The 24,900-nt window shown below is 48.8% G+C and carries 18 protein-coding genes; 12 read left to right on the top strand and 6 right to left on the bottom strand.

From position 1 onward, the window contains the following. Positions 1-489: 489 nt before the first annotated feature. From V7S65_RS30680 to V7S65_RS30660, 5 genes are all read left to right on the top strand, one after another. The gene (locus tag V7S65_RS30680) at positions 490-1,266 is read left to right on the top strand and encodes a pseudouridylate synthase (RefSeq protein WP_336389240.1); all 777 of its coding nucleotides are present in this window, start codon (positions 490-492) and stop codon (positions 1,264-1,266) included. Positions 1,267-1,299: 33 nt separating this feature from the next. Then, complete coding sequence (locus V7S65_RS30675) at positions 1,300-2,148, top strand: isocitrate lyase/PEP mutase family protein (RefSeq protein WP_336389241.1); 849 nt, start codon at positions 1,300-1,302, stop codon at positions 2,146-2,148. After that, positions 2,114-2,374 carry a dihydrofolate reductase family protein gene (locus V7S65_RS30670; protein WP_336389242.1) on the top strand — a complete coding sequence of 87 codons (261 nt, stop codon included), beginning with the start codon at positions 2,114-2,116 and terminating at the stop codon, positions 2,372-2,374. Before V7S65_RS30675 ends, V7S65_RS30670 begins: the two co-directional genes overlap by 35 nt. A 75-nt stretch (positions 2,375-2,449) precedes the next feature. After that, positions 2,450-3,535, top strand: a complete 1,086-nt coding sequence (locus tag V7S65_RS30665; protein ID WP_079472922.1) for an NADH:flavin oxidoreductase — start codon at positions 2,450-2,452, stop codon at positions 3,533-3,535. A gap of 382 nt (positions 3,536-3,917) precedes the next feature. Beyond that, a complete protein-coding gene (locus V7S65_RS30660; protein ID WP_336389243.1) occupies positions 3,918-4,925 on the top strand; it encodes a cyclase family protein in 1,008 nt (335 codons plus the stop codon). On the opposite strand, the gene V7S65_RS30655 is transcribed toward V7S65_RS30660, so the two are convergent. The 3 genes from V7S65_RS30655 to V7S65_RS30645 form a co-directional block, all read right to left on the bottom strand. Continuing rightward, a complete protein-coding gene (locus V7S65_RS30655) occupies positions 4,869-5,699 on the bottom strand; it encodes a nuclear transport factor 2 family protein (protein WP_336389244.1) in 831 nt (276 codons plus the stop codon). The two genes, V7S65_RS30660 and V7S65_RS30655, sit on opposite strands and share 57 nt — an antisense overlap. Before the next feature lie 126 nt (positions 5,700-5,825). Beyond that, positions 5,826-9,593, bottom strand: coding sequence for a glycosyltransferase (locus tag V7S65_RS30650; RefSeq protein WP_336389245.1), 3,768 nt, complete (start codon positions 9,591-9,593; stop codon positions 5,826-5,828). After that, complete coding sequence (locus tag V7S65_RS30645; protein ID WP_336389246.1) at positions 9,590-10,897, bottom strand: hypothetical protein; 1,308 nt, start codon at positions 10,895-10,897, stop codon at positions 9,590-9,592. Before V7S65_RS30645 ends, V7S65_RS30650 begins: the two co-directional genes overlap by 4 nt. Before the next feature lie 152 nt (positions 10,898-11,049). Here V7S65_RS30645 and V7S65_RS30640 point away from each other — a divergent pair, with 152 nt between their 5' ends. Next, a complete protein-coding gene (locus tag V7S65_RS30640) occupies positions 11,050-11,643 on the top strand; it encodes a hypothetical protein (protein ID WP_143313730.1) in 594 nt (197 codons plus the stop codon). 3 nt (positions 11,644-11,646) lie between these two features. On the opposite strand, the gene V7S65_RS30635 is transcribed toward V7S65_RS30640, so the two are convergent. Then, positions 11,647-12,249, bottom strand: a complete 603-nt coding sequence (locus tag V7S65_RS30635) for a DNA-3-methyladenine glycosylase (RefSeq protein ID WP_336389247.1) — start codon at positions 12,247-12,249, stop codon at positions 11,647-11,649. A 63-nt stretch (positions 12,250-12,312) separates the two neighbouring features. Between V7S65_RS30635 and V7S65_RS30630 the strand changes: the two genes are divergently transcribed. Continuing rightward, positions 12,313-13,308 carry a Gfo/Idh/MocA family protein gene (locus tag V7S65_RS30630; protein WP_336389248.1) on the top strand — a complete coding sequence of 332 codons (996 nt, stop codon included), beginning with the start codon at positions 12,313-12,315 and terminating at the stop codon, positions 13,306-13,308. A 214-nt stretch (positions 13,309-13,522) separates the two neighbouring features. Continuing rightward, positions 13,523-16,690, top strand: coding sequence for a TonB-dependent receptor (locus tag V7S65_RS30625; protein ID WP_336389249.1), 3,168 nt, complete (start codon positions 13,523-13,525; stop codon positions 16,688-16,690). A 72-nt stretch (positions 16,691-16,762) separates the two neighbouring features. Here V7S65_RS30625 and V7S65_RS30620 read toward each other — a convergent pair whose 3' ends face one another. Further along, positions 16,763-18,331 carry a discoidin domain-containing protein gene (locus tag V7S65_RS30620; RefSeq protein WP_336389250.1) on the bottom strand — a complete coding sequence of 523 codons (1,569 nt, stop codon included), beginning with the start codon at positions 18,329-18,331 and terminating at the stop codon, positions 16,763-16,765. Positions 18,332-18,481: 150 nt separating this feature from the next. On the opposite strand from V7S65_RS30620, the gene V7S65_RS30615 reads away from it, so the two are divergent. Next, complete coding sequence (locus V7S65_RS30615; protein ID WP_336389251.1) at positions 18,482-19,123, top strand: tetratricopeptide repeat protein; 642 nt, start codon at positions 18,482-18,484, stop codon at positions 19,121-19,123. Positions 19,124-19,128: 5 nt separating this feature from the next. Here the strand turns inward: V7S65_RS30615 and V7S65_RS30610 are convergent, their stop codons facing one another. After that, complete coding sequence (locus V7S65_RS30610; protein ID WP_336389252.1) at positions 19,129-19,404, bottom strand: hypothetical protein; 276 nt, start codon at positions 19,402-19,404, stop codon at positions 19,129-19,131. Positions 19,405-19,418: 14 nt separating this feature from the next. Between V7S65_RS30610 and V7S65_RS30605 the strand changes: the two genes are divergently transcribed. The 3 genes from V7S65_RS30605 to V7S65_RS30595 all read left to right on the top strand — a co-directional run bounded on the left by V7S65_RS30605 (position 19,419) and on the right by V7S65_RS30595 (position 24,900). Further along, positions 19,419-19,949 (top strand): RNA polymerase sigma-70 factor, encoded by a 531-nt coding sequence (locus V7S65_RS30605; RefSeq protein WP_336389253.1) that lies wholly within the window; start codon positions 19,419-19,421, stop codon positions 19,947-19,949. Positions 19,950-20,029: 80 nt separating this feature from the next. Beyond that, positions 20,030-21,220 (top strand): FecR domain-containing protein, encoded by a 1,191-nt coding sequence (locus V7S65_RS30600; protein ID WP_336389254.1) that lies wholly within the window; start codon positions 20,030-20,032, stop codon positions 21,218-21,220. Positions 21,221-21,321: 101 nt separating this feature from the next. Next, entirely contained in the window at positions 21,322-24,900 is a 3,579-nt protein-coding gene (locus V7S65_RS30595; protein WP_339546929.1) for a SusC/RagA family TonB-linked outer membrane protein, read from the top strand.

Genomic DNA, 24,900 nt, shown 5'->3' with positions numbered 1-24,900 from the left:
TAGGACTAAAAACTTATATTGTAAACTTCAAACAGGATTATCTAACAAAAGTGTAAACCTATACCAGGACTAGACCGCCGGTCCAAAAGTTGGCATAGTGTATAGGGAGTGTATGGGGAGTGTATTGTGAGTGTATGGTGAGAGTATGGGGAGTGTATGGGAACAGTATAGTGAGAGTATGGGGACAGTATAGGGACTGTATGGGAACTGTATAGGGAATACGACACATAGACGACTCCTAAGTATCCAAGAAGTATCGGAGAAGTATGGGAGAAGTAACCACCCGGCGTGACAAAATAGCAGAAACGACCAGTATTTTAGTACCTTTGCGGCGATTAAAAGTTTTTTAGGTCTGATCAGGTGAAGCCGGTCGGGGTAACGATCCCCGGAAAGCCACATTATAAGACATATATAATTCCCTCAGGGACATCAATAAAAAGCTTCAGATTTTTTCTGAAGCTTTTTATATTAAAATTCACAACGTTGGTAATGGATAGTGTGGTTTATGAGCCGTCTGTGTTCAGCCCTTTCGACGAGTCAACAGCTGTTAATGAATTAGCTGCAGGGCTTACCTTTTCATTGAACGATGCGCCTCATCCGCTTTGCCTGCTGGCAGCAGGCCATTTACAGGCACATTTGCAGCAACAGCAGGAGTGGGAGCATAATTTTGGTTTACCGGGTAATGCGGCAGGCACAATTATCGGGAAGATGTTCGGCGTATTGATTGTAAGAACGAAAGATAATAAGCTGGGCTACCTGGCGGCATTCTCCGGCAAATTAGCGGGTGGCAACCACCACGCGAAATTTGTGCCGCCCATTTTCGACGGACTGGAACCCGGCGGGTTTGTGAATACCGGCATGCTGAAACTCACAGCAATCAATGAAGAAATCGGCATCCTGGAAGCGTTTGATGATGACGCAAGCGCAGAACAGGTCCGTCTTCTCAAAATATTACGGAAAAATCATTCTACTGCACTGCAACATAAAATTTTTGAACAGTATCATTTCCTGAATAAAGCCGGGACATCCAAAAGCTTAATCGAGATTTTTGAGCACACGCCCTCCGGTAAGCCACCCGCCGGCGCTGGCGAATGCGCAGCGCCGAAGTTACTGCAATACGCTTTCCGGCATGCAATGGAGCCACTGGCGCTGGCTGAATTCTGGTGGGGGCAATCGCCTAAATCAGACTACTGGCAGCATGGTCACTTTTACGCTCCCTGCCGTGAAAAATGTGCGGCCATATTAGCACACATGCTGGGAGAGTAGGAGTTACTATATTTACCCCCGTAAATATCCGATATGAAACCATCAGCAAACAACTCATTACGCGCCAGGGCCGAAGCCTTTCAGGCGCTCCACCAGCGTTCCGGTATTTTTATTGCTCCCAACCCCTGGGATGCAGGCTCCGCAAGGGTATTGGAATCACTCGGATTCAAAGCGCTGGCTACCACCAGCGCCGGCCTCGCTTTTTCTTTGGGTAAACCCGATGGCCACGCAGCCGTTACCCGGGAGGAAACGCTGCAAAACGTCCGGGACATTATTAACGCCACTGCGTTACCCGTGGCGGCCGACCTGGAAAATGGTTACGGCGATGATCCATCCGTATGCGCCGAAACGATACTGCTTGCGGCAAAAGCCGGGTTGGCAGGAGGTTCTATAGAAGATGCCACGGGTAAGCCGGATGATCCGATCTATCCATTCGACCTCGCGGTAGCGCGCGTGAAGGCTGCTGTGGCGGCAGCGCGGACTTTACCTTATCCTTTTACACTCACCGCAAGAGCAGAGAACCTCATCTATGGCCGCCCCGATTTTAAAGACACCATAAAGCGGCTGGAAGCTTTTGCAGATGCCGGTGCCGATGTGCTGTTTGCCCCCGGACTGAAAACGCCGGAGGAGATAACCGCTGTGGTAAAAGCCGTAGCGCCCCGTCCTGTAAACGTGGTGATGGGACTTTCCGGTGGCAACTTTTCATTGCAGCAGCTGGAAGACCTGGGCGTAAAACGTGTAAGCCTTGGCTCCTCCCTGATAAGAGCTGCCTATGGCGCCATGTTCCGGGCCGCGGAGGAAATATTGCATAAAGGCACCTTCGCTTATGCGGAGGAAGCAAAACCTTATGGAGAGATCAATACACTGTTCAGCGAATATTGAGCGTTTTAGTCCGCAACCAGAAAGACCGGAACAATTGCCCGGCGCAGGATTTATGCAGCAACTCATAGCAACAGGGCTCATCTATGAGTATCACCTGGCTGTTCATCCCGTTGCACTAGGTTCGGGATTGCCCATCTTCAGCGCGCTGAAAACACCGGTTTACCTGAAGTTGGCAGAGGTAAAGGTTTTCCCGAAAGGAATCATCGCACATACTTACCACGTATAAGATTTATATCAGGAAGAATAAACGCGTTGTCCCCGTCCGGCGATGTCGATCGTCATAGGATATAAACAACGCAGTATGAATACCAGCAGCTTATTCAGGCCATTCGCCCTGAAATCATTGCATACAAAGAATCGCTTTGTAATGTCCCCGATGACCCGGTCGTGTTCTCCGGGCGGCGTTCCTGCCGCCGACGTAGCGGGTTATTATAAACGGCGGGCCGAAGGAGAAGTGGGCCTCATCATCTCGGAAGGCACGGTGATCGACCGGCCTTCTTCGGCAAATGAAGCCAATGTTCCCAGGTTTTATGGAGAGGAATCGCTGGCCGGATGGCAGCAGGTGATCGACAGTGTGTTGGCTGCCGGTGGCCAGATGGCGCCACAGCTCTGGCATTGCGGCATCCAGGAAAATCACGCATCCGGATGGCTGCCGCCGGCGCCGTTTGAAGGGCCTTCCGGAGCAGGCAATGGTATCGCCATGACCGACGCAGCTATTGCAGATACAATCATGGCCTTTGGCCGCGCCGCCGCCGATGCCAGACGCATGGGATTTAACAGCGTGGAAGTACAGGGCGCGCATGGTTATTTAATCGACCAGTTTTTCCGTAGCAACACCAATACACGGACCGATTTTTTTGGCGGTAAAACACTGGCAGAACGCAGCCGGTTTGCCATAGCAGTCACCAAAGAAATACGCAGGCAGGTGGGAGATGATTTTGCTGTTATGATGCGGCTATCGCAATGGCATCTTACAGATCTGCATAGTAAACTCGCCGCAACGCCGGCGGAAATGGCTGCGTGGTTAACGCCACTGGCAGATGCAGGAATCGATATCTTCCATTGTTCTACACGCCGTTTCTGGGAACCTGAGTTTGAAGGATCAGGACTGAACTTCGCCGGCTGGGCAAAAAAGCTTACCGGCAAAGCCACTATCACCGTGGGTTCTGTAGGTTTGGATAAAGATATTATTTCATTGCACCGGGGAGAGGATTCCGCGCCCGCATCTCTCGAAAACCTGGTGCGCAGGATGGACGATAACGAATTTGACCTGGTGGCAGTAGGACGGTCTATTCTTACAGATCCTTACTGGGTGCAAAAAGTAAAAGAAAACCGGTTGGGCGAACTGCAGGGATTCAACAGGGAAGCGTTGTACAGCCTCGTGTAACCCGGTATCAATAACGCGTTAACAATAGATAACAGTTCTCCCATCACTCTGGCATAGTTTTATCATTTATGGTAGATGAACAAGAAGCTTAAACCGCCTGCAGTCGCTTAACTTCCATCTATTCATCACACATTCAAATTTTGTCATTATGAGAACGTTAAAATATCTTATCGTTACAGTTATACTCATATCCGGGTTAAGCAGTTGCCTGGTTGTGCGCGACAGGCCAGGGTATTATCCGCGTCATCATCATCATTATTATCATCACGGATATTATTGGTAATAACATACCCCTGAAATTACAGCACAATCCCCGCATTGTACCTGTGGCGTGGTTATCATCCTCTTTACTTTTGTGTGAGTAACATAAAAACTAACGAAGATGAATACACGAAACAGGTACAGCTGGTATAAGCAGTTACTGCTGGTAATGCCATTAGCAGGAGCCATCACCGCAGCAGGACAAAACACGCATGCAACGGAACAGGCAGGGATCAGTCCCTGGGGAAAATCAGACGAAATTGGCACACTGAATATGATGAGCGACAGTAATAATCTTTCCCTGTTCTCCAGGATAAGAACGGGGAAAGTTTATGATCTCGGTGTGGAATACTTTACGGGAATGCCCGGCTTCACTGCCCTGGGCGACCCTCCCTATCAATACTGGCTTACACATACACCCCGCGGTACTGTTGTTGGCAACGTTACCAAACAGGGCGATGAGATGAACAGGAAAGTAAGCTATACCGGTGATGCCGTATCCATGTACACGCATACCGGCACACACATCGACGCACTTTCCCACTTTGGTTTGAATGGCAGGATCTGGAACGGATACACGGCAGATGAACACCTGGGCGACCGTGGCTGGGATAAAGGTGGGGCAGAAAATATTCCGCCCATTATCGGAAGGGCTGTGCTGATCGACATTCCCGCCTGGAAAGGCGTGGAGGTGCTTCCCGGAAACTACGTGATCACATTGGCAGAGCTACGGCAACTGTTACAAGCGCAACACCTCGGCATTCAAAAAGGAGACATTGTGCTGATCAGAACAGGACTCATGAAATATTTCTACACCGATACGGAACGGTTCATGAGCAACACACCAGGCATGAGCATGGAAGCCATAAAATGGCTGATAGAAGAAAAAGGGGTGATGACGCTGGGCGCTGATAACCTGAGCGTAGAGGTAATGCCTTCCGGCAACGATAAAAACTGGTTGCCGGGGCATACTTACCTGCTCGCACAAAAAGGCGTGATGTTTATTGAGTTGTTGTATCTCGAAGAATTGTCTGTTGCAAAGATAAAGGAGTTTGTTTTTATCGGGCAGCCTTTAAAGCTGAGAGGCGCCAGTGGCGCGCCCGTCCGTCCCCTGGCTATCCCGTTGTAATTCTTCCGCTATTTCATCGCGTTCACGTACGATCAGTTTCATCACCTCATTTCCCTTTTTTATAAACTCAAAAGTGAGGTCACGGTCTTTCGAAAAGAAGAGATTTTCTTTCTCAGCATAAAGCGAAAAGTTTTTATCGCCTATCTGCATAATGAGTGATCCGGCTTCCGCCTTTATATACATAGCAGCGGTTTGCGGGCCTTTATATTTACCGGCGTAGTTACGCAGTACATCAGCCGGTAATGTAAGGGCCTTTCTTTTATTGATATAAGGCGCAGGACCGTGGTCGTAACTCAGTACCCGCGTCATTTTCCAGCTACCGTTTTTCAGCAGCCACAGATGAGTGAATTTTGCGAGTCCCTCTGCACGTTCCTTCTTTCCTTTTTCCTGTACATAAAACAGGTGGCTGCCGGTAAGTATGGCGCCGTATATCACGCCATCTTTTTTGAGCGGGAATACTTTGGTGCTGCTGTCGATCACTTCTCTTCTTAAAGTAAAACTATCCCTGTTGCTGCAAACTCCTTTTTCAAATGATTGCGCCAAAGCGGGTATACCGAGCGTGATGCCTCCTTTGTCGTGATAGAATTCTATGTCTTCCGAGAAGTAACTCATCATTTTTGATACGTCACAATTATTATACGCCTGCCAGAAAAGACTATCGTTATGCAGTATGACGGCAGACAGTTGTTGATCGTTGTTCTGTGCCACGGATATGCTGCGGAAGGAGAGCATACTTACCAGTACCAGGGTGGCGGCTATAAGTTGTTTTTTCATTAGGGAAATTGTTTATGTAATAGAATGACGGCTTGTCTGGTACAAAGATAGATTATTACATGGTACTATTCAATACATAGTACTATGTTATTTATAATAAACTTTACAAGTGGTAATAATTACACGTTAGAGCGGCGTATTCAGCTTTGATTGCACCGTAGCCACATGATCATCTTTCACGGCTTCGAGGTACAACCGGTAGTGTTCCGGATTTTCTGGTATGGAGATAGTAATGAAGGCGCCCGTGCCCAGTTTTCTTAAAAAGATGTTGTTGCCATCACCATCTGTTTTTACAAGATACCATTCAAGCTTTACACCGGAGTTGTTAGCAGCGGGTTTCCATTCATTGTTGTTGTAAATAAGTGCATGATAGGTGAGCCGGTCGTCCGGATAGGTGGCTCTGGCCGGTCGTAGTATATGGATTCTCGGAATAGCCGGTTCGCGGAAGGTGTTGCTCCATAAGTATCCCAGCTGGTAGAAGGATGATTTATATCTTCCCCAATGGTCGGTGAGGCCATCAAATGTCACGTAGTCCCGTGTTTCCAGGTCCTGCCAGCTGGTAATGAAAGCTGGTTGCCGGTTCCCTGGCAGGTGGGCATAAGCCGCTACCGGTATCTGGCTGAAATAATGGGGAAGGGTGACGGATGCCAGTTGCGACAAACCGGTGGTATCGTTCCCCATCACAATGCCGAATGCATCTGCCTGTGGTAACTGCTGATGCAGCATTTCCAGGTCGCCGGCTATGTGGCTGTTCATAGCTACATCTATTGTCAGTGGCCTGGTAGCATCTATGGCCTTAATGGCGGTCATCAGGTTGCCGAGCCAGGTGATAAAGTTTTGTTGCTGATAAAGTAGTTCCGGCTTAAAGTACTCTTTTGAAAGCTGCTGCCATACAGTGTCGCCGATGTTCCAGGCTACTATGCTGCGGTCGTGTTTCAGTGCTGCTACCCGGTGAAGGATGGTTTTCCGGAGATCAGAAAGCATGGCCGCATCTTTATCCATATCTGTTATGGCAGGAATCCAGAAGCCATAATGAATATTTATATCCAGTTCTTTTGCCACATGCAGGATGTTCCTGTCGTATACACCAGGGCCAAAGCGGCGTATGGTATTGGCGCCAAGTGCTTTCATGCCCGCGAAATCTCTGGTGATCTCCCGGCGGGTAAGCGCGTGTAAATTCCTGAACCAGTTTTCTCCTTTCTGATAATTTATTCCCCGGATGCTGTCCGGCAGTGGTATGGCAGCCGTTACCCGGCCGGATGGCGGCGTTGCGATGATATTGCCGTAAGGGATTGTTTTCCCGGACTCACGGATACGGGTATACTTTTCTGCTGCAGCAAATACTTTTCCAGGCTCCTGTAATTTCCAGTTAAGCTTGTCTCCTGCAACGGGGCGTAATACGTTTTTATCCTGGTCGCTGTTAAATAGTATGAAGGCGTGTATTTCACTGAAGGAATGATCAATTGCGTTAAAGGCATCGTTTAGCCATAGCTGTTGGTTGCCGGCGGCGGCGAGCGAGCCCATTTCAGCTACCATTACGGGCAGGCCGGAACGGAATACCGGCAGCTGATGAAACGGCGCATACAATTCCCGGAAAGCATAGGATTGCCCGTTTTCATTTTGCGGTCCATAGTTAAGCCCCGTCACCCCAATCCAGTCGACATACGATGTTCCGGGAAAATATTCCGTTGCCGCAGCAGCGCGCCAGGGGTTCCATACCCAGATAACATTGCCGGCGCCATTGCGTTGAAAGAGGTCATATACATATCTCCAGGCGGCTTTGAACTCTTCCGGTGTGTTGTTACCGGTTTGCGACCAGGGATAGGCGGGGTTATCCGCTTCATGCGCAAAACGAAGGTACACCGGCCGGTTCAATGATTTAATCCGGGCAGCAAACCTCAGCAGGTATTCATCGAAAGCGCCTGCGCTGATGCGCGCAAACACCTTTTGTTCTTTATGCAGTGCCGCATTTTCAAACAGGGAGGTCCAGGGTTCCCAGGTGATCATGGGCAGCGATCCGTTGTTGTAAATGGCGGCTATCAGCGAGTCGGGTAAGTTGCATTGCGGCGCATCTCCCCAAGGCAGATACAACGATATGATGTTGAAGCGGGCGTTAAACTGTTGCTGGTAGTCTTTTACCTGTTGAATGGCAGTGAGACCGTTTGCTTCATCCGGACTGAATATCCCGGTGTAAAATGTTTTTTGTTTTTGTGTTGGCGGATGCACAACAGCAGCGGGTTCGGGATTGCTTCGAATCATATACCCCGTTAACACAACAATGGCCAGGAGTAAGGGCAACCCCAGCTTACGGAAGGCAGCATATAAATGAAGATGCCGGAAAAGCCATAATTGCTTCTTTAACAGTAACGGGTATATGAGCACGATCCTTAGCCAATGATATTTTACCGCCAGGCGGCGCAGGCGCAGACTGGCAATAATATTGAACATCATGATCAGGCAGTTCACGCCAGCGATGCCGGCCATCACAAGGGAATAGGGATTCCAGTCGTACGACAATCCGTAAACAATCGCCGCCAGTGAAGTAAGCAGCACCAATATATTAGGTATGTTCAGCTGCCAGTTATCAGCTCCGCTGTCGTCTTTAGGAGTGGGAATATACGGTACCTTCTTCCGGATAACGGTATACACCAATCCGAGGATATAGATCCACCAGGTACCGATCAGCAGGAGTCCGCCTACCACGTGAAAGCCTCTTTCTGTTTCTTCCATCACCCATCGTTGTACAAAATGACGGATCAGGATAATTGCCGTAACGGTAGGCAATCCCAGCATGGCAAAGTTGATAAAGTCTACCCGCAAAGGTATCAGCCCGGTAAACAGGGAGAGAACGGGGATGAGGAAATTTATAAAGAAAACAATGCCGGATAAATAATGAAAGGGAATGGTGCCGTAGTGCAGGCGTTGCCGCCAGGTAAAAGACCGGAATAATTTCGGGTAGGAGGTAACCAGTAATTCCAGGGTGCCACGCGCCCATTTCAGTTGTTGGGCGTAATAGGCCGACATGGTGGCCGGTACCAGGCCCCTGGTGAGTACAGCCGGTACATACACCGATTTCCAGCCTTTGGCATGCAGCTGCATAGCGGTATGCATGTCTTCCGCAAGACCGCTGGCATGCCCACCGATAGAATCCAGCGCGGCTCTCCTGAAGGTACAGTTAGCGCCGATGGCCAGCACGGTGCCATAACTATTCATGGTGGCCATGATAGGGCCGTAGAACTGGAAGGTTTGCTGGGCCGCACCTTTGGCCACGAGGCTGTCGCCCAGGTTGCTGTATGCCTGAACAATCTGTACAAACCCTACTTCGGGGTTATTGAAATGTGATACAATTACGTCGAGGAAGTCCGGCGAAGGAACATGATCCGGGTCCATCACCACGCAGAGCTCCCCGGTAGCCTGTTTCAAGGCATTGTTGATGTTGCCGGCTTTGGCATCTTCACGGGTAAATCTTGTTACATGTTTTACGCCCAGCTGTTTACATACTTCAATCAGGTAAGGGTCGTTGGCTTCATCGCAGAGATAGGTAGTATGCGGGTAGGTGATGGCCTGTATAGCCGTTAACGTTTCCACGATCATGGCATAGGGTTCGCCCGGACAAAAGGTTGTAAAGATGTCAACCGTAAAGGGATGTTGCGTTTCCGGCGTTTCCGGTACTGAAATGGAAAAATAGTGATACCATTCGTGGAGTATCGTGAGGCAGTTAAAAACAAGACCAGCCATCAGGATCCAGTAAAAAGGAGCATAACCTATCTGCGCCTTGTTTAAGAGACAATACAGCAGGTAAATCATGCTGCAGGCGCCCAGCAGGATCATGAGCCGTAGCGTAAAGCGTTCCCGGCGCGAAGGTGGTAAAATAGGTGATGGTCTATCTATCATCGACTGACTACGTAAAATGGTGTATTGGCGGTAGCAAAATGTCCTTTATTATCGGAAACGGTAGCAAAGATTCTGTAAGGTCCTTCTTTTACAGGAGAACGGAATGTGATCTTATTTCCCTGCGGAGGCAGCAACAGGTTGTTGTAAGCAACGGGTTTCTGCAGGTTGGGCTCGTCCTGGTTTTTGGTGTGCCAGTCTTCCGCCAGTATCTCCCAGGTAATCCGTAAGGGGCCACCGGCGGTGTCGCGTAACAGTACTTCCGCGGTTTGCAGGCTGTTGGGATTTAATAAGATGTTGTCCCTGGCGCCTTTGCCGTTCAGTAATACATACTTTAATGCCGGAGCCTTGTAAGGAGGCCATTTGCCGGTCCACAGGTATTCCATCACGGCTACGGTTTCCGAAGCTTCACCCTCTTTTGTAAATAAGCTGAACCAGGTATGTGTTACTTCCTGTTTATTGCCCCAGTAAAAAACGCAGGCGCCGAGGAAGCGCGGATCTTTCACCGGCATGTACTCCTGGTAACGCTGCAGGTATTCTTCCGCTTTTTGGGTGCTGCTGTACTCAACCGGCGCTCCCCATGTGGTGAACGCCGCCGACTCCCACGGGCCGTTGATACCCCATTCTGTGATCAGGAAAGGACCATCCCAGAACCACGAAAAGTTGTCCAGGTTGCGTTGCAGGTCATGCAGCTCACCAAAAATATTCATCGAAATAAGGTCGAGGCCCGTCACTTTTAACCGGATGTTATAAATACACCGTTTGTTGAAATTTATCAGCGCGGTAGTTACCGGGTGATCGGGATCTTCCGTATGGATCATTTTCAAAAGGCGGTTATAAGCCGTGTAAAAGCTGTTGTACTGCGGTTTGTAGGGGAAATCAATTTCATTGCCCAGGCACCACATCAGCAATGCGGGATGCGATTTATACCGGTTTACCACGTTCCTGAAAGCCGTGTATTGGGTGGCTACTTTAGCCGTATCGTTATAGTAGGGTAAAAATCCGCTGACAGGCATGGGGAAACCTGCTATCACTGCTATATGATTGGCGTACGCGTCGTCCAGTATCTTACCGAGGTGTAAGGTATCCCAGGTACGGATGGTATTACCACCGGCCGCAGATAGTTCCCGGAGATTTTCAAAACCAGCTGCCCCCTTTATTGTAAAGGGTTGTCCTTCGCGGTATAACTGGTATTGGTCGCCCTGTTTGCCGATGTAAACCTTGCCCTTACGCAACGGAGCGGGGGATGACAGGCAGCCGGTAAGAACAGTGAGCAACGCAGCATGAAAACAAATCTTCTTAAGCATTCACCAGGTATAATATAATATATTACTTACAACACGAAACCGAATATAATATAAAATCAGAAACTTATGCCGCCGGGGGATAGTATCCTCATTTTCCCGGACATAAAAGAAAATTGCTTATTTTCAATGGTACAGGCCATTAAACGATTATGATGAAACTACGAAAAGTACTCACCGGGGCAGCGCTTTGCTGTATGCTGTTCTTTTCTGCCAGCGTGCTGGCACAATCGGGAAAACCAGGCGTTACAGATATCACCTTCCACATGCTCACCTGGGTGAAACACCTGGATAACGACGTCGATAAATATTTTAAACGTGAAAAAGGAGAACAGCTGAACCAACAGCTGGAAGCCCTGAAACAGGAATTGAATAATTACCGCAAAGCCAGGAAAACACTTTCAGACAGTTTGTTCCGGAATAATATTGCCCCCGGTAAAAAAGACGACTATAACCTGGAAGCGCTGAAAGTAAAAATGAGTGCGGTGATGGAAAAACTGCGTGGGGTAACTGACCTGGTAAATCCTGAACTCCAGGCGGAAGGAGATAAACTCAACGAAGAAATTTACAATGCTTTATACAGCGACCAGCCTAAGTATTTATCTTACCTGGAAGCATTCCTGGGCGGTTTGGAGGTCACTAAAAAAGACCTGGCACTGGATGGCAGCACGGCTTATTCACGCCTCGGAGATTGTGTGAATATCATCGCTTCACTGGAAGGAAAAATTAACAGGAAGATGGGGCAGTGATCTTCACAAGCCTTTCCCTTTGCTTACCCAATCATTATTTTTAATACTGAAACGATAGGGGAGATAGGCATCTTCCCCGGCGTATTGCACGCCTACACGGGTAGATACCGTAATCGCATCTTCCGGAAAATCCTTGCCGGATTCAATCCATACTTTCTTCCCGGTAAGGCTTTCCCCGTTCAGGCCGGCATCGATGCCCATTGCCTTGCAGAGGCTGCCCGGGCCCGCAGTGAGTTTGGCGGAGGGCTTGTTGTTATAACGCTGCTTCATCACCTCTATACCATCAACAGGCTGCAGCGCCCTGATCAATACCGCATGCGGCGTATCTTCAATGTTGGTAACCACGTTAAAAAGATAGTGAATACCATAACATAAATACACATACGCAAATCCGCCCGGCTTGTACATCACTTCCGTGCGTTTGGTACGGCGGTTATTCCAGGCATGCGAGGCCCGGTCGCCGCTGCCTGCATAGGCTTCTGTTTCCACAATCATACCAGCGGTGCGAACGCCATTGATATCTGTAACCAGTATTTTCCCCAGCAATTGTTTCGCAATGGTCGTCACCTCGTGCTGCTGATAAAATTCATGCTTTAACTTAGCCATCGAAATAAATATCCCTGTTTTAAAAAATGAATTTATGTTATTTGCATAATTATAAACATCATTATGGAAGAAATAAAATGGGGAATCATAGGTTGTGGAGATGTGACAGAAGTCAAAAGTGGCCCGGCTTTTAACAAAGTGCCGCATTCATCACTGGCAGCGGTTATGCGCAGAGATGCTGCAAAAGCGCAGGACTACGCCCTGCGGCATGGCGTGCCCAAATGGTACAGCAATGCTGAACAGCTGATCAACGACCCGGAGATCAACGCCATATATATTGCCACACCGCCTTTGCAACATGAGGAATATACCCTCCTTGCTTTGTCGAAAGGAAAACCGGTGTACGTGGAAAAGCCAATGACGCTGGATGCCGCATCGGCCATCAGGATGAAAGCCGCATCGGATAAATACAACGTAAAATTAAGCGTGGCACACTACCGGCGCGAGCAGCCGGTATTCTTAAAAATAAAAGAGCTGCTGGCGGATAACGCCATCGGTGATATCCGTTTTGTATCGCTGCAAATGCTGCAGCCGCCGGCTTCTAACCTGATAGCAGGTTCGGAGGTCAACTGGCGGATAGATCCCGCTGTTTCCGGTGGTGGCCTGTTTCACGACCTGGCCCCGCATCAGCTCGACCTGATGATCTATTTCTTCGGAAAGCCAAAGCACGCTGCCGGGATCGCCGCGAACCAGGCGGGAGTCAACCAGGCTGATGACCTGGTAACCGGGCATATCTTATTTGAAAACGGCGTAGTGTTTAATGGCATGTGGTGCTTTACGGTGTCGCCCGCTGATCAGAAGGACTGTTGCGAAATAACCGGATCATCCGGCAAAATCAGCTTCCCCGTGTTTGGCAGTAAAATAACATTGAGCAAAGACGGACATACAGAAGAATTTATTTTTGACCCGTTGCAACATGTGCAGCAACCCATGATAGAAAAGGTAACGGCCTATTTCCTCGGCAAAGGCGCTAATCCCTGTTCCGCAGAGCAGGCTATTTTATCAATGGAGTTGATGGACCAGTTCACGAAATCCTCGAAAAAAAGTACTGGCAATTAGGTGAATACCCAACTATTTGCGTATCTTAATTCCTGCAGAGAGCAGCATTTAACCATATCGCTCATTCAGAAGAACCAGTTGAACAGGACCCACGTTATTGATTAACTACTTGACCGAGTAGTGTGATGCAGGCATATCCTCCCGGATATGAACTTTATGTTACGAATGCAGTGAACACTTAATATTCAAATTATCCTGTAATATTTTCGCGCTCATGAAACCTATCTTCACACTTCTGTCAGTACTGTTATTATGCTGCATAATCAGGCAGCCATTGCTTGCACAAACAACGCAGGCGTCGATTTCAGGGATTGTCTCTGATGATACCAAACAACTGATTCCAGGCGCATCTGTACTGGTGCGCAACGAATCAACCGGCTTTAGCAGCCGTACTATTTCAAACGCCAAAGGAGAGTACCTTATTAAAGAGTTGCCACTCGGCGGACCATATACCATCCAGGTAACAGCGATGGGATTTGCCGAACAAAAACGCACCGGGTACTCACTCAACCAGGGCGATGTGATCCGCGCCAACTTCCAGATGCAGACAACCGCGGTAGCCATGAAGGAAATCACGGTGTCGGGCGCAGCGCTTCGCAATAAAACAGAAAACTTTGGCGCAGCCACCACGGTAACGGCAAGGGATATTGCCCGCCTGCCGGTGAATGGCCGTAACTTCAGCAGTCTTATAGATCTTTCGCCACTCAGCAGCGGAAGCAACCTGGCAGGACAGCTCGGCTCTTCTACCAACATCACCATCGATGGTACCTCCGCAAAGAACCCAACTTCCAGCAGCGGCACCAACACCCGTATCGGCGGCCCATACGCTATTTCAATGGAAGCCATCCGGGAATTTAAAGTAGTTACCAACCAGTATGATGTTACCTTTGGCCGCAGTGGTGGTGGTACCATCAGCACGGTAACCAAATCAGGTACCAACACTTTTTCAGGTAGCGCCTTCACCTTCGTAAGGGCCGATGCGTTATCCAGCAAATACGACGCCCGCGGTAACAGGCGCCAGAACGACTTCTCCACCTATCAATATGGCTTCTCTTTAGGCGGCCCTATCATTAAAAATAAACTGCACTTCTTCGTAGCATGGGATCACCAGGCCGATTCACGCCCCCTGCAACTGGCGGATATCAAAACACCGGCAGATGAAAAACGGTTCAACGTTACACAGTCAACACTGGATACCTACCTCGGTATTGCACGCAGCAAATACGGCGTAGCCTCCACGCCGCAGTTCGGGTCTTTTAATAAGAAACGCGGTACAGATGCGGCTTTTGCACGTATCGACTGGCAGCTCAACGAACGGAACCTCCTCACCATCCGCGATAACTATGTAAACGACCGCGCACCGCTGGGCCGTGACGATAATACCTCCATCAATCTCTACGAAGTATATGCAGATGCGCATGCCATCAACAACAGCTTGCTGGCTACCCTGCGTACCGTAGTGAATCCCAGGATTACGAATGAGCTGAAACTGCAACACCTGTATACTTTTGAAGAAAGCTCACCCGGCAGCCAGCTGCCTGCACAGAATATTCCACGTGCTATCGTGGAGAGAGTGGAGTCCAGCATTGACAATAAATCCGTGTTTACCTCCATCCAGCTCGGCGGACAACGTTACTCGCCGGAACATTTCTACAATAACGTATTCCAGCTGGTAGACAATCTTTATTACAATACCAATAAAGCAAACTATACTTTTGGCGCTGATGTGATGTATAGTCACATGAACTCACTGTATGGCAGTGAAATGAACGGCCGTTTTTATTTCACCGGTATGGATAATTTCAATAACCTGAAACCTTACCGTTATGCCCGCGAAGTAGCACTGGCAGATGATCCCAGCGTGAACCAGAACATTCTCAGCGGCGCCTTATACGCACAGATGCAAACCTACCTGTTCCCTGGTTTTGAAATGATCGCCGGTCTCCGTGCCGATTATACCACTTACCTGAACAAACCCAACTTCAATCAAACCGTGTATGACGAGCTGGGACTGAGCACTGATAACTCGCTGAAAACTTTCCAGCTGCAGCCACGTATCCAGTTCAACTGGGACATCAAGGAAAAGCATACAGATTACCTGCGCTTCGGTGCGGCCATCTTCGGATCAGACATAAACAACTATGCCATGATCAACAACATGCTGTTTGATGGTACAAAAGTACTTACCGTGGATATACAGGGCGCCGGTGTACCCGTTCCTGATTTTCCGGCATACCGCAAAGATCCGTCTACCGCACCGGGTAAGGAAATGTTCGATAAGCTCGGACTGCCACGCCAGGGTACCATTAACATGAATGGTAAAGATGCCAGGATCCCGGTTGTGTACAAAGCGAACATCTCCTATAATCACCTGTTCTCCGACCGCTTTAAAATGGGCGTGACTTTCTTCACCACTATTGCGCGTCACAACTATATGTATGTAGATCGTAACATGGCGGATCAGCCTTTCTTCCGTTTGTCGAATGAAGGTAACCGCGGCGTATATGTGCCTGCATCTACGATCAACGTAACCAATGGCGCTACCGATTGGACCAAAGGCCGTAAGAGCACCAATGTAGGCCGTGTGCTGGAACTGAACAGCGATGGTAAAGTGAACCAGTTTGCATTTGTGGTAGATGGTACTTTCCGTTATTTCAGAGACGGGGAAGTTTCCGTTAGCTACACCTGGAACGATGCAAAAGATAATACCTCCTATAACGGCGACGTAGCCAACACCGCTACTTTGTCGCTGATGGTAAAAGACGATCCGCGTAATCTCAGCACCATGAGCTATTCCGATAACCAGTTCCGTCATAAGGTAGTGGTATACGGTACACTGCCCACCTTCTGGGGAATTAATGTAGGTGTGCGTTATTCCGGTATAGGCGGTACACGTTATTCACTGGCTGTAGGCGGTAACGTGAATGGCGACTTCGTAAACTCAAACGACCTGGCCTATGTATTTGACGTGAACAATGCCAATGTGCCGCAGAAGATCCGTACCGATCTCCAGGCGATTTTAGATAATCCTTTAGCCGATGAAAGCGTGAAAGATTACATTCGCAGAAGCAGCGGGAAAGTAGCAGAAAGAAATGGTGGTGTAAATGGTTTCTATGGTGTATGGGATCTGAGGATCGCTAAAAAGATCCGGTTTGGTAAGAAGCAGTACCTGGAGCCATCTGCCGATTTCTTTAACCTCGCCAATATGTTTAATAAAGAATGGGGTACCAGTAAATTACTGGGCAAACAGAATATTTATTCTTTAGGTGGTTTCGATCCTGTTACCTCCACTTATAAATATAACGTGAACGTGAACTCAGGTGTAGTAGTGCCGGGCGGTAACCCGTGGCAGATTCAGCTGGGTCTTCGTTACGGTTTTTAACAGAGAAGATATAAAGAGAACAGGGTACGGCGATAATACCGTACCCTGTTTTTATTTTTTAGAAAGAAATGATTACCACGCGCCCAACTCCGACAGCACCGCATAATGCGAGCCCGAGTAATTGGAGGCGGTTACGATCTTGATATATTTTGCAGAAATAGTAGCCCCGAAAGAGATATACTGCTTACTGTTTACATTCGTCAGCGTATAGTTCCCCCTCGATGTATACGTTACATTATCGGTACTGGTGAATACCGAAATATCTTTTAATGAACCATTCAGATTTGCCCGTTGCAGGAATGCCAGTCCCTGTATGGATTTTATTGCATTCATATTTACGATCACCGTATGCGGATGCGCGGGTTGTACCGTTTTCCACTGCGTGTGCCATACTGTTGCCTGGTCGTTGTCCAACAGGTTGGTGGCGGGGCCATCGTCTTCCTGGCTGCTTACAAACGTGATACTCCAGGAAGATTTGTTCAGTTCATCTTTGGTGCTGATATCCAGTACGGGTTCATTGTTTACAAAAGTATACGGGTAAGAGATTTCTGTAGAAGAACCATTGGTATACAGGAAACGGATACGCAGGGCGTAGTTGCCTGTCTTCTTATGAAATTCACTGATGGGCATACTCAGCTGGAAACTATCGCCGGAGGGCGCAGCCACCCAGGGTACGGCATCATAATCATTTCCGCCTTCCGGATCGTTATATACGTTTACATTGTTCACTGTTTGTGTGGAAGAGAACTTCACTTTCAGTTCAATGTTGCCGCCGGTATAACTGGCTTTGATGATATTGATAGTAGTGTTTCCTCCGCCGTAAATACCGGTGGCGGTGCTGGTGCGGAATACCTGCGAGTTGTTGAGGATAGCGGCGCTGGCGGCAGTAAGAAAGGTAGGGCTTTTGCCGTAGGTGTAGTTGCCGCTGCCCATGAGTGCGGTGCCTTTGGCCGGATCTGCGGCTTCGGATACTTTTTCTTTGTTATGCGGCAGGTTAAGGCCGTGGCCCAGTTCGTGCATGAGGCCACCGATCCATTTGGTAGCGCGGTTGCCCAGCGTGGTATTCTGACCGAGATAGCTGGTATCCATTTCGGCATAGTCCAGTGCAAAGCACCACCGGCCCAAACCATAGAAGGGTACGCCGCCGGGATCGCCATCGGAAGCATAGGTGCTGGCGGGCATAATAACCAACGTGTGTTCACTGTGCTTATCTGCCGGATGTGCAGCAAACCAGGTGTTCAGTTCACCGATAGCAGTGTTGCCGCCGCCTTCATAAGGATAGCCGGTTTTTGGCAGTGCACCTTTTACTACCGTGATCTTTACTTTACCGGTGGAATCCAGTGGCAGTCCGAAGGAGCGGTCGCCATAGCCGTAGTAGTTCATCCACTTTCCGTAGAAGCGTTGTCCTTGTTGTAAAATGCCGTTTAGCCGTGCCCGGTAGTTCACGATGGTGTCGCCATCGGAAGGCACAAAGTAAACAACGTTTAAGGCGTACGCGCTGGGTACTAAGTTTTGCAGGCCGGATTTGGTTTTATCTGTTACGGGCTGCAACTCCCCGCCGGGGGATCGTTTACAGGCCATAAAAAGGGTAGGCAGCAATAGCATACCTGCTAACAGGGAATGAAGGTTTTTCCTTTTCATTGTTCGGATTTATTGATTAACAAAGACAGTAAGAATCGACAGATTTTGGTTTACGGTTTTCCAGGTTACGCAGTTGGCGTTTCACATATTCAGGTAAACTAAATTAAGTAATTGTTTCAGAAAGCAAAAAAAAATAATAATATTCGGTAAATGGCTGAAGAATTAAGCAAAAAAGAACAGCAAAGAAGATTCCTTTCAGGATACAGCTATGCTTTTGATGGTTCGCCCAAAAGGCGTAACTGGAAGAAGATTTTTGCTTTATGGTATCCGGCTGCATCAAATGGTCATAAAAGAGCACAGTTTTATGTGGGTACCTGCTATGATTATGGGAAAGGAGTGGAGAAGAATACGGAGGAGGCATTTTACTGGTACCTGAAAGCCGCTATGCAGGGACATATGGATGCACAGTTTAATGTGGGGCTCTTTTTTAAGACAGGAGAATATGTGAACCAGGATTATGGAAAGGCAATAGCATGGTTTATGCGTTCAGCAAAACAGGGAGGCATCGAAGCCTGGAGAGAATTAGGGTATAGTTATTTCTATGGTCAGGGTGTGGCAGAAGATCATCAGAAAGCTGTTTACTGGTATCGAATGGCAGCCGGGAAACAAGACCTTAAAGCGGTTTACAATTTAGCCCTGTGTTATAAATGGGGAGATGGTGTGGTACAGTCTGACCGGTGGGCAAAATATTATTTTGAAAAAGCAGGAAAGGAAGGGCATAAGAGAGCCTTGAGGCAATTAAAGAATTATGTTCAGCCGGAAGAAAGAAGAGAAGGAAAGTGTTGTTTTTAATACGGTTACAGATGATCATACAGCACCAGATGATGCCGGAGAGCAGGTGGCTGACGCTCCAGTAGATGCACCGCCAGCGGATAATAATCCGGAAGATAAATCGTGATTAATATCATCATAAGCATAAATGAGAAGGCCTGCATCATACGCAGGCCTTTTTTAATGCCCAATGCCCACTGGCAGGCGCAAATATTGTTTTCCTGGTTTTTTCGGAATAAATGTCTTATTTTTTCCGGTGAGATACCATTATCTATGGTTTCCGGATTGTCAGAATTGATCACGAAAGGTATATTTTATGTCAACGCCATCCGAAGCACTGGAGCCAGCCATACTTTTCAAAACTTACTACACCCGGCTTTGCTACTTTGCCTTTCAGTTTACCGGTGATAAAGACAAAGCCAGGGATATTGCCCAGGAGGCCTTTGTAAGCTACCTGGGGCAACAGGGGCAGGTGACCGCGCATCCCGTGGCAATCAAAAATTTCCTGTATAGCACCGTGCGTAACGCCTGTTTAAATGCTATCCGGCATGAGAAAGTAGTGGAGAAATTTGCGGCAGCACAGGAAGGAATGTCTGAAAACGATCCTTCTGTTATATTAACAATGATCCGGTCTGAAGTGATCGGGGAAATCAACCGCGCACTGGAAACATTGCCGGAAGCCTGCCAGGTGATTATCAGGATGGGCTATATCTCCGGGCTCAAAAACCAGGAAATCGCCGACCAGCTGAACATCAGCATTAATACGGTTAAAACACAAAAGAAAAGGGGACTACACCTGTTAAGACAACGTCTTAACCCCGAAATCTACGCCGTGCTATTCCTGTAAATCCTTCTCTCAAAAAAAATATTATTATTTCTTTCACCCCTTTTTTCATCCCGCGTTTCTTTACCTGGTAAGCAACCTTTATGGAGCAAAACCAGGATCTGTATAAATACGCCGATTTAATTTTAAAATATCTCCGGGAACAGGCTACCGCAGCGGAACAGCGGGATCTGGAAGCCTGGCTGGAAAAGGATGTGCGGCATCAGCAGCTGCTGGCGTCCCTGAAAGACCAGGAGACCCTGCGTGATGCACTGGCGTTTCATGAGGCCATCGATGTGGATGCCGACTGGCAGTCCGTGCTGGCCCGCGCCACCCCGGCCGCTTCCGGCAAGAGCATAGCATGGCGTCGCCTCATCGGATGGACGGCCGCCGCTGCCGCTATACTGGGAGGCGTGATCCTTGCATACAACTGGCGCACAACGGAAACAAAGCCTGTAAAAATGATGGCGGCCACTACTCCTTCAATAAAAAACGACGTGCTCCCCGGCAGTAACAACGCCACGCTGCAACTGGGCAACGGGAAAACCATACACCTGGGCAATCAGCCGGAAGGAGCCATCAAAGAGGAAGATGGAACCACTATTGCACAGCAATCAGGCGGCCTTGTATACAATAAAACAAATGAACCGCACACGGCTGCGTTATTCAATACCTTGTCTACCGCAAAGGCCGGGCAATACCAGCTCACGCTGGAAGACGGCACACGCGTATGGCTTAATGCCGCATCCTCCCTGCGATTCCCGGTACACTTCACCAATGGTGAACGCCGTGTGGAACTCACCGGTGAAGGATATTTTGAAGTGGCTGCCAGTCCGGATAAACCTTTCCGGGTAATGGTGCAGAACATGGAAGTACTGGTACTGGGCACCCACTTTAACGTAGGCGCCTACAGCAAAGTGGTGAAAACCACGCTGATCACCGGTGCGGTAAAAATCCAGGTAAAGGATAAACGCTCCTGGCAGCTGGCGCCAGGTCTGCAGGCCAATGTACAGGGCGACCAGGTACGTATCTCCGCAGCAGATACGGAAAAAGCCATCGCCTGGAAAGAGGGAATTTTCTTTTTTAAAGATGATGATTTCCGGGAAATTATGGAGCAGGTGGCACGATGGTACGACCTGGATGTTCACTACGAAGGTCCGCTGCCCGCAAAGCTTATCAGCGGTAATATCAGCCGTCAGGCTAAGTTGTCGCAGGTGCTGGAAATGCTCAACTTCGTGAGCGGCGCCAACTTCAGGGTAAATGGAAAAGACGTAACTATAACACTGTCGAAATAAAATCAGTTATAACTGGAACGGATGCACGAAATATAAGTACCTGTAATAAACAAAGACCAGAATTTAAACGAATCAATCGCTATTAATTTAAAATTAAACCGATGATGAAAAGATTTATTTCCGCTTTCGGGCGGGGTATACTACTCCCATTGCCTGTAAAAACGAAGGTGGCCTTAAAGCTGACCACCCTGCTGCTTTTCCTTTTCGCATTAAGTGCCGCAGCCACTGCTTACGCGCAGAAAATTACGTTGTCGGTAAAGAAAGTACCGCTGCAGCAGGTGTTTGACGCCATCAAACAACAAACCGGCTATTACTTTTTGTACAACAACGATATCCTGAAAAACACTACGCCCGTTTCTTTAAACGTAAAGGATGCGGAAGTAACTGCGGTATTGAATCAATGCCTGGCAGGCCAGCCGCTGGAATATAAAATCATCGACCGCACCATCACCCTGAAGGAAGTGCCGGTGAAAAAAGCTACTTCGGAATTGGTGGCAGATACACTGATTACCGGCAGGGTAACCGATGAAAAAGGCGTGCCGCTGCCCGGTGTAACCGTTACAGTGGAAGGTTCCGCAAGAGGCGCTGTAACAGATGCCACAGGAAAATACAGCATCCAGCTGCCATCCGGCGCTAATGCATTGTTATTCTCCTTTATCGGGTTTAACAAACAACGTGTGGAAACCGCCGGCAACACCACGCTGGATGTAAAATTAACAGAAAGCTCAAAAGGCTTGTCGGAGGTAGTGGTAACGGCGCTGGGTATTAAACGCGAAAGTAAATCGCTCGGATATACCGTAGCAGAGCTGAAAGGCGCCGACCTGTCGGAGGGGAAAGAAGTAAATGTGGCCAACGCCTTATCCGGTAAAGTGGCCGGTGTACAGGTGAGTCAGCCTGCCTCCGGCGCCGGCGGATCTTCCAAGATCCTGATCCGCGGAAACAACTCTTTGCAGGGAAACAGCCAGCCGCTGTATGTAGTAGACGGAGTACCCCTCGATAACCAGAACATCGGCGCTGCCGGCAGCACCGGCGGTGTGGACTATGGCGATGGCATCTCCAATATTAACCAGGAAGATATTGAAAGCATTTCCATCCTGAAAGGACCGAATGCTGCGGCATTGTACGGCCAGCGCGGCAGCAACGGCGTAGTGCTCATCACTACCAAATCCGGCAGCTCCCGCAAAGGTATCGGGCTGAAGTTCAGCAGCGATTACGCTATCGGCAACGCACTGGTAACACCCGATTTCCAGGATGAATACGGACAGGGCCTGAACGGTGATTTTACGCACTTCCGCGCTACAGATGGTAAGGTATATACCATGGCGCAGGCCAAAGCGCAAGGCTTGCAGGGCATGCCTAAAATGAGCGCCGGCCGCGACAGGATCGCCCGCAGCAGCTGGGGCGCAAAAATGGAAGGGCAGGAGTATGAAGACCAGTGGGGAAACGTATTGAAGCTAACGCCGCAACCTAATACCTATAAAGATTTTTTTAACCAGGAAAAACAGTTCGTTAATAACATCGCCGCGGATGGTGGAAACGATAAAGTGAACTACCGCTTCTCTTATTCCAACACGCACGTAAACGGATATGTACCCACCAATACGCTGGACAGGAACACATTTACCCTCCGCACACAGGCGTCTATTACGCCTAAATTACAGTTGGATGCAAAGCTGAACTACATCTCCCAGAAAGGTAAAAACAGGCCTACACTTTCCGATGCATCCGATAATCCGGCTTACCTGTTTATCAGTCAGCCGCGGAGCATGCCGTTGAGTATCCTTGCAGATTACACCTGGACCGCCCAGGACGTGGCCCGGCAATTCGGCTACAGCGGCGTAACACCCGGGCTGGAGAAAACATACGCTACCAACAGTTCTACGGCTAATCCTTACTGGACCATCCATAAAACACAAAATACTGATCACCGCGACAGGCTCCTGGGCATGCTGCGGTTGTCGTATGATTTTAATAAATGGCTGAAATTAACAGCCCGCGGCGGTACCGATTTTTATACAGAAGAACGCCTGCGCTGGAGAGCCAAAGGCACTTACCAGAGCCAGAACAGGAATGGTGATATTGAAGACCGGGTAATAAGAGTACGGGAAGATAACTATGATGTATTGCTGAACGGCAACCTGGAACTGAGCAAGGACTTCACCCTGGGGCTGAATGCAGGCGCCAGTCACCAGAAAAAGTTTATGCGCATGACCGGCAATACCGGGAAAGAATTTATTGTGCCGGACCTGCACGTGATCAATAACACGCTGACCAATTCCTATCTTTTCGACTTACAGGAATCTGAAATCAACTCCGTATATGGCTTTGGACAGCTGGCCTTCCGGAACTACTGGTTTGTGGATTTCTCCGCACGAAACGACTGGTCATCTACTTTATCTGCCAGCAACAATTCTTTCTTTTATCCTTCTGTGAGCACCAGTTTAATTATGACTGATCTGCTGAAGATGAACAGCAATATCGTAAGTTTCTGGAAGCTGCGCGGATCACTGGCACAGGCCGGCAGCTCCGGTAATCCTTACCAGCTCACCGGCGCCTACAGCCTGGATCAGTTCACACATGGCGGTCAGCCGCTGGCCGCGTTTACCTCCATCATCCCGGACCCTAACCTGAAAAATGAACTGACTACCTCGGTGGAATTTGGTACCGATGTACGTCTCCTGAATAATCGCCTGGGCATCAGCTTTACTTACTATAACGCCGCTACGAAAAACCAGATCCTGGATGTGCCCTTACCGCCTTCCAGCAAATTCGAAGCGCGCAGGATCAATGCCGGTGAAATCCGGAACAAGGGAATCGAACTATCGTTAAACGGAACACCAGTGAAGCTGGCGAATGGATTTACCTGGGAAAGCACCTTTACTTTTTCCCGCAACAAAAATGAAGTGGTATCGCTGACCGAAGGAGTGGAAACATTTGTATTGGGCAGCGACAGGGGGATCAACGTGATTGCTGCACCAGGTAAGCCTTTCGGTACCATGATCGGAACTGGCTTCGCCTGGCTGAAAGATGAAGCCGGCAACCGGCTGATAGATCCGGCAACAGGGTTGCCACTGCGCACGCAGGGCCGCCAGCTTACAGAGCTGGGAAATGCCATGCCCGACTGGACCGGCGGTTTCGCCAACACCTTCCGTTACAAAGGCTTTGCCTTAGCAGCATTGGTGGATATCCGCCAGGGCGGACTGGTATATTCCCAAAGCAACCGCGAAGAGCTGATCTATGGCACCACAAAGAAAACGCTGGCCGGCAGGGATGGCAGCTATGTGGCTTCCGGTATGATTGCAGAGAAAAACAGCAGCGGCAACTGGGTTAGCACCGGTAAAGAAAATACCATGAAAGTACTGGCACAGGACTACTGGAACGTAGTGGCGAGCGATAAAGAAAACGTGGTGTCGGAAGAAATGATGAACGATGCCAGCTATGTAGCCATGCGGGAAATCAGTTTGAGTTACGCGCTGCCGTCGAAATTATTCTCCGGTAAAATTATCCGCAGAATGAATGTAGGCATTTATGGCAGGAATCTTTTTTACTTCCAGCGGAAAACAGATGGCTTCTCTCCCGAAGCCTCTTCCTTCAACGTAAACAACTCTTCCCTCGGCCTGGAATCAACGGCGCTGCCGATGATGCGGAGCTTTGGTGTGAACGTAAGCCTGGATCTTTAA

This window comes from Chitinophaga sp. CCNWYY40 (assembly GCF_037483205.1).
GTDB lineage: Bacteria > Bacteroidota > Bacteroidia > Chitinophagales > Chitinophagaceae > Chitinophaga > Chitinophaga ginsengisegetis.
The sequence above is the reverse complement of the archived record's forward strand: the minus strand, read 5'-3'. Positions and strand labels throughout refer to the sequence as shown.